5 protein-coding genes are annotated in these 6,946 nt (G+C 56.7%); 3 read left to right on the forward strand and 2 right to left on the reverse strand.

The genetic code is table 11. The features are described 5' to 3' along the window. Window positions 1–160 precede the first annotated feature (160 nt). Complete coding sequence (locus IRZ24_RS14720) at window positions 161–2,320, forward strand: thioredoxin domain-containing protein (RefSeq protein WP_297165542.1); 2,160 nt, start codon at window positions 161–163, stop codon at window positions 2,318–2,320. 219 nt (window positions 2,321–2,539) lie between these two features. Here the strand turns inward: IRZ24_RS14720 and IRZ24_RS14725 are convergent, their stop codons facing one another. Then, window positions 2,540–3,259 carry a universal stress protein gene (locus tag IRZ24_RS14725; RefSeq protein WP_297165544.1) on the reverse strand — a complete coding sequence of 240 codons (720 nt, stop codon included), beginning with the start codon at window positions 3,257–3,259 and terminating at the stop codon, window positions 2,540–2,542. A 1,067-nt stretch (window positions 3,260–4,326) separates the two neighbouring features. Between IRZ24_RS14725 and IRZ24_RS14730 the strand changes: the two genes are divergently transcribed. After that, entirely contained in the window at window positions 4,327–5,031 is a 705-nt protein-coding gene (locus IRZ24_RS14730) for a hypothetical protein (RefSeq protein WP_297165546.1), read from the forward strand. A gap of 666 nt (window positions 5,032–5,697) precedes the next feature. Continuing rightward, a complete protein-coding gene (locus tag IRZ24_RS14735) occupies window positions 5,698–5,991 on the forward strand; it encodes a carboxypeptidase-like regulatory domain-containing protein (RefSeq protein WP_297165548.1) in 294 nt (97 codons plus the stop codon). A 302-nt stretch (window positions 5,992–6,293) separates the two neighbouring features. Here IRZ24_RS14735 and IRZ24_RS14740 read toward each other — a convergent pair whose 3' ends face one another. Further along, window positions 6,294–6,872 (reverse strand): nitroreductase, encoded by a 579-nt coding sequence (locus tag IRZ24_RS14740; protein WP_297165549.1) that lies wholly within the window; start codon window positions 6,870–6,872, stop codon window positions 6,294–6,296. Window positions 6,873–6,946: the final 74 nt, after the last annotated feature.

The following is a 6,946-nucleotide window of genomic DNA, read 5'->3' on the forward strand; positions in this document are numbered from 1 at the left end:
GAGAAGAAGATGTATTAGAGTATAATAAGATGAATGGCGGGTGCGCAAGCCAAGAAACCAGGGGGGCGCCTTACCCTCGCCTGATGTCGTACAATGAACATTCAAGGGAGAAAAGAGACTGTCGTTAGAAAGCAAAGCGAGCATATGCTCGGGAGGCGACATGACAGAAGCAAGCGGCGCGCCGCAAGGCGCTCAGCATACCAATCGGCTCATCCATGAGACCAGTCCCTATCTACTCCAGCACGCCCACAACCCTGTAGACTGGTATCCCTGGGGAGAAGAGGCCCTTAACAAAGCCAGGCGAGAAGACAAGCCTATCTTTCTCAGCATTGGCTACTCCGCCTGTCACTGGTGTCACGTCATGGAGCGCGAGTCGTTTGAAAATGAAGAGATCGCCGCTCTCATCAACCGTCACTTTGTGCCTATTAAAGTGGACCGCGAGGAGCGACCTGATCTCGACGCCATCTACATGCAAGCTGTTCAGGCGCTCACCGGCCAGGGAGGCTGGCCCCTGAACGTCTTTCTGACACCCGACGGTCGGCCTTTCTTTGGGGGAACCTACTTTCCTCCTGAAGACCGGCGCTATGGCGGACAACTGATGGCCGGGTTCCCGCGAGTCCTGCTGACCATTGCAGACGCCTACCAGAATCGGCGTCAGGAAGTCGAGGAGCAAGCCGAGCGTCTGGCTGAGTACCTGCGCGAGCGCAGTGGGGCCCCCTTGCTGCGTCGGGGACAAGGGCAGTCGCTCCCGCAGCTTGAACTACTGGCCAGTGCTGCGCGCGAACTGGCTGCAGAATTTGACCCTGTCAATGGCGGCTTCGGCGGTGCTCCCAAGTTCCCCAACAGCATGGCACTAGAATTTTTGCTACGCGTGCATCTCCATCGAGCTGCTGGGGAATTGCCAGCGGTGAAAGAGGGAGAGCGCTCGGAGCTAGCGATGGTTGAGCAGACCCTGCAACGCATGGCCTGCGGCGGTATCTATGATCAACTGGGTGGCGGCTTCCATCGTTACTCGGTCGATGCTCGCTGGCTTGTTCCTCATTTCGAAAAGATGCTCTACGATAATGCCCTGCTCAGCCGCCTCTACCTGCATGCCTACCTGGTCACAGGCAAACCCTTCTATCGGCGCATTGCTGAGGAAACTCTTGACTACGTTGTGCGTGAGATGACGGCGCCGGAAGGAGGCTTCTACTCGACCCAGGATGCCGATAGCGAAGGCGAGGAAGGCAAATTCTATCTCTGGCAGGCCGAAGAGATTGCCCGTCTCCTCCCAGGCGAGGATGGTACCCTATTCATGGCCTGGTATGGCGTAACCCCGCGCGGCAATTTCGAAGGCAAGAACATTCTCCATGTACCTGAACCAGATGCCCAGCGGGTGGCCGAGCGGCTGGGGGTCAGTCGTGAGCGCCTTGAGCAGGCCTTGGAGCGAGGGAGGGCCGTGCTGTTGGCTGCGCGTGAGCAGCGCGTAAAGCCGGGACGCGATGAAAAAGTACTGACGGCCTGGAACGGACTGATGCTACGCAGCTTCGCCGAAGCCGCGCGCTACCTGGGGCGCAGCGATTACCTGCGGATCGCCGAGCGGAACGCTACTTTCCTCTTGACAGCGCTACGCAAGGACGGACGCCTCCAGCGTACCTGGAAAGACGGACGAGCTCGTCTAGCCGGCTATCTAGAGGATTACGCCTTTCTGGCGGACGGATTGCTCGCCCTCTATGAAGCGAGCTTCGACCTGGGCTGGTTCGGTGAAGCCCGATCCCTGATGGAGGAGGCTCTACGTCTGTTTGCCGACCAGGAAAATGGCGGCTTCTTCGACACGGGCAGCGATCAGGAGACCCTGGTTTGCCGACCAAAGGAGATCATGGACAACGCCACACCGGCGGGCAATAGCGTTGCTGCGGAAGTGCTACTACGGTTGGCAGCCTTCACGGGAGAAGAACGCTATCGCCAGGTAGCTGAGAACTATCTACAAGCTCTCGCTGACATCATGACGCAGCATCCTCACGCCTTTGGGCATCTCCTGGGAGCGCTCGACTTTGCCCTCTCACCTGGACGAGAGATTGCCATTATTGGCGAGCCGCAGAGTGCAGAGACCGCCGCTCTTCTCAACATCGTGAACCGTCGTTACCGACCCAATAGTGTGCTGGCCTGCGTCGCGCCTGGAGCAGAGCAGGAACGTGCCGCGGCGCTCATCCCCCTTGTGGCTGGGCGGCCCCAGCAAGATGGGCAAGCTACGGCGTATGTCTGTCAGCATTTTGCCTGTCAGGCTCCGGTAACTTCTCCCGAAGCTTTGCTACGACAACTGGAGGATTCAGACCTCTAGACGATCTCTTGGTCTGCTCACCTATCTGTCCGTCGTTCTCAGCCCTGAGAACGGGTAGCAAAGCCAAAAAGAGCACTGCGGACCGGCTTCTCTCGGCCCTGCTGATCCGCAGTGCCTGGGGGAGCAGACTGACAGTTGTTGCTGGCTGAGCAGGGGGAATGAGAGAGAGACCAGCATCGAAAGGGAGAGGCTAGCCTCTACCAGAATGAGCGATCTGCGCTAGTCGTTGACATAGCGCAGTTGACCTTTCACCTCATGGCGGCAGAGCCTACCGCTATTCACAAGGTGCTCAAGCGCGAGTGTGGCGGCGGCGATCTCTTTTCGACCGGCCTTCTTTTTGTTGGCTGGCAAGAACATCGTTGCCACCTCCTGGGGAGTGAAAACGGCGAGAGCGCCGGTATGCTGCTCCAGGTAAGCGGTCAGGGCCTTGCGATACCAGGTGACCAGATCACCGGGCTGGGTAATCGGCGGCGCCATCACAATCATCACTGGACAGGGGGCCAGCGCCAGTACACGGCGGGAGATGCTACCGACCAGGAAGCGCCGCAACTTCTGGCGCAAGCCCTCGCCGCGACTGCCAACGACGATCAGGTCAACCCCTAACTCACGAGCAGCCCTGGCGATCTCCCCGGCTGGCTCGCCGACGCGAATCATCATCTCGATACGCTCGGAAGAGATGGCATATTTTTGCAATTCGAGGCGGGCGCGCTTGAGTACCTCCTCAGCCTCGCTGCGCTGATCGGCAGTGATGGGCAAGGGCTGGATGTGACCGACATACATGCCAAGAGAGGGAGAAGCAGTATAGGGGATGGGAATGACCGTCAGGAGAATCAAGTGAAAAGAAGGAACCTGCCCAACCAGCTCACTGACTTTCGTAATAGCGTGCCTGGTGGCCGGAGAGATCGCGGGATCGATACCAAGCAAGATGTGCCTGTTCATGGCTACCGTACTCCCGAAGCTTGCCCGAAGATGGCCACCCCATCTTCTGGGTTCGGTTTTTCTCACTCAGCGGGGATCTGCGGCCCGGGTATCCCATGCCGGGTCAGGCTGGTACTGCAGTACCGCAAGTCTCACCAGAGCAACTCTCTATGCGAGGACAGGGGACTGAGAGCATTCTCCCTAGTGCTCACTGCCACCTTCTAGCTGATTGATCGTTTCACCTGCCTATCTGCCTGGCTAGCTGTGACTCCTAATTTCTGTTTGCTTGCTGACTGAGAGATCTTGCACTCCCCTCTTCCCTCTGCACTGCATTCAACGACTCATACACCTCGTGCGTGGAATCTTTGGCCTTCTCGCAACTACTCTTTGAGTTTGAAGCTCTTCTTCACACCCTGTCAGGGGCAAGCGAAGCCGGAGAAACTCAGCAGACATCCAAGAGCGCGCTGATCATGCGAGCTTGCCGGTCCTAATGAGCTGCTGGTCAGAGACTGCGCGCTTAGCCTGAGAGAGTGGAGGGCAGGCAGGCAGCCAGACAAACAGGCGGGAAGACGGCGCGCCTGTGGTTCCATCCTCCGCGGCGCTATTTCGCAGCTGTGTCTGCTCTCACCCCACCGTTGATTTGTGCAGTAGTTCACACTGAGCTGGTTAGCTGTGACATAGCCTGTCCTGAGAAGGGACCATACACTCTCTATACGATAGTATAGCTGTTTTTTAAAGGAGCCACAAGAGCCTCAAGTCGCTTCTATAGCAGAGTTCAGGCCCTTCAGGTAGCTGAATCCTGTCAGGGGCTGGCTCCTGCTAAGCGAGGTTGATGAACTGGGCAGGAGTAGGCCCAGTCGCCTGCGAATGGTTCCAGGAGTATTCCCTTTGCCTGCCAGCCAAGCCGGGCAAGGGCGGCTTGTCATTATAAACTCATAATCTCATCTCATACAGATAAAAAATTGGAGATGAACCAGCCGGCAACGTCTAACTTGACTATGGATGTGTTATAGTCCTGCGAGCTAGCAGGAGGAAAAGACCTTCTCTGTACAAGCAAGGCATTGAAGGAAGAAAGCAGGTTGAAAGCGATGGGCATGCAGACAGAGCAACTCTCAAATGTCCTGGAGCTGGCCCTGCCAGATGCAGTTGATGCCGGGGAAGCCGAAGCGCTAAATGAGAGGGAAGCTGAGCAAGAGTGCGGGGCAGATCGCTCTGGATTGGAGATCTTCCAGCGCGCCATTGTGGAAGGTGACCAACAAGCCTGGGCGCTGTTGCAAGACCAATTCTCCGAGGTGGTCCGCGGCTGGATACGCCGGCATCCGAAACGTGAGATTGCCATGCGCCTGGATAGCGAGGAGAACTATATCGCCCAGGCTTTTGAACGGTTTTGGCAGGCAACGGCTTATAAGCAGGATCTCCAATTTACTTCACTGCCGGCGGCCCTGAGCTATCTGCGGGCAAGCCTGAACGGGGCCATCATGGATACCCTGCGCATGTATGCCCGACCACGAGAGGCCTATCTCTCGGAACCGGGCTACGAGGGGGCATCGGTCAGCGAAGATAGAGACGAAGGTGACGAGCTTTGGGAGGCGCTCAAGAGTCTGCTGCCACAACCGAAGGAACGCTACCTTGCCTATTTGCTCTTCTATTGCGGTCTCAAACCGCGCGAGGTTGTCCGCTATTGCTCGCAGGAATTCCAAAGCGTTCAAGATGTCTATCGCTTAAGACGCAATATTATAGAGCGTCTGGCTCGGAACATTGACCAACTGCTCTGGAAGCTGAGCGTTCATTAGCTGTTTCTTTCTCTGGCAGCCTGGCCTCCTTCGCCGCCTAGCAGGGTAACGGGACAGAGGCAGAAGGTGGCTAAGGAACGCCATGCGTAAAAAGCAACACCTGTAGCGTTGATTTAGCGAAAGGAGTACCCTCAGAGAGGGAAAAACCTGTACTCTGTTCAGGCATTGTTGCAAGCCATGCTGCCAGGTGAAGGAAACAGAGAGACAATGGATTGCCAGGATCAATTTGCCCCTGGGGCTAAAGAGCTGGTCTTGCTAGTTTTTGGTGAGGGAGAGCTAGCGCCCGAAGTTGTGCGCCACTTGCACGCATGCATGATTTGTCAGCAGCGCCTCAGGCAGTTTAGACAGCTTTATCTCTACTTGCTAGCCAAGCTCTATCGAAGTCAGTGTCCTGACGGTCTGCATATCAGTCTCTATTGTGCTGACCTTCTTGAAAAACAAGAAAAAGAGCAAATTGAGGCTCATCTACGAGAGTGTCCACTTTGTGCTGAGGAAGTGGCTATCTCCAGACGTTTCATGGCTGATCCTTTGCTACCCGTCGCGCCAGCGTCCCCTTTTCACGACCTTGTGCCTATGCGCGGCGGGCGGCAGACGCGCTTGATCTTGCATCATAGGCCTAGATCAGCGCGATGGCCACGTCTCTACCGTAGTAAGGAGTGTGAGCTTGTGCTCTCTCTCTCATACGCGGCTCCCGGCTGTTGTGCGCTCTACGGTCTGCTCAGCCGCCTTGGTCCCGCACTGAATGATAGGCTGCCTTTGGAAGGCGTACAGGTTGAGCTGCTACCCTTAGAGACAGGAGAAAGAAAGCGGGGAGTAGCGAGCAGTGGTCTATTGCTGACCACTACGGTCGACAGAGATGGCAGGCTGCTCTTTCCCGCAGTGTCTCCTGGGCGCTATACACTCCTTTTGCATCTACCTGTAGGTGATCTAGTCATTGAAGATCTGCAGATCGACGTGTAAGAAACAATTTAGCTTAAGTAAGATGAAGGAATGGCATGAAAGGACACAGTGCCAGGGCGCCGGTCTGGGGCTAAGTGTAACCAGAGCTGACTGATGCTCCTCGCTCCCCCAAACCGGCGCCGGTGGACGAATGAGCAGATATAGCCTCATTCTCCGGAGCAGGAGTCCGGCTGTTGTTTGTTGGGCGAGAGAGCAAGGTTCGATCTGGAGCGGAGAACATCGTTGCTGACTCTGTTTTCTCTGGGCTGAGCCAGAGTGGCCCTATGGGTGGAGAAAGCGCAGGCAGAGCAGGCCTGCCTATCCTACTCCAGGTCTCCCTGCCAACGTGTCTTGTGCCGGTAGTCAGTTGGTATACGCTCTGGCGGTGAGAGAGCTGGGTAGCCGACGTACAAGAAGGCGACAATCTCATCCTCGGGGGCCAGACCGAGCCAGGCTTTAACATGAGGATCATAAGCCGCTTCACCGGTGCGCCACATAGTGGCCAGACCAAGTTCCTCGGCGGTCAACAGCATATTCTGAACGGCGGCAGCCACTGCCTCAACATTTTCAATGGCTCGCACCTCCGGACGCTGAGGGGCCTCGGCAGCTACCACAATGACCACGGGGGCACGTAGTGGTTTCTGACGCTCTTTTTCGATGAGAGCCTGGACCTTCTCGTCGCGCTCCTGACCCAGGCGTAACGCCAGCGCCTGCGCCATGACCTCGCCTAACTCCTGACGCGCTGCGCCACTAAAGACGATGAATTTCCAGGGTTCAACTCTATAGTGGTTGGGGGCATGCGTTGCTGCCTCCAGCATGCGCTCAATGTGGGCCCGTCTCGGACGGCGCTCACTCATCTTGCTGATGCTGCGCCGTCGGCGGATCGTTTCAAAGACCAGCATGTGGATGTTCACCCTTATGCACTGGGATGATGATGTTCCGTATACTATACCCTATGAGGCTCTGTTACTCAAGG

Origin of the sequence: Thermogemmatispora sp., from assembly GCF_019683755.1 — a bacterium.
Lineage (GTDB): Bacteria > Chloroflexota > Ktedonobacteria > Ktedonobacterales > Ktedonobacteraceae > Thermogemmatispora.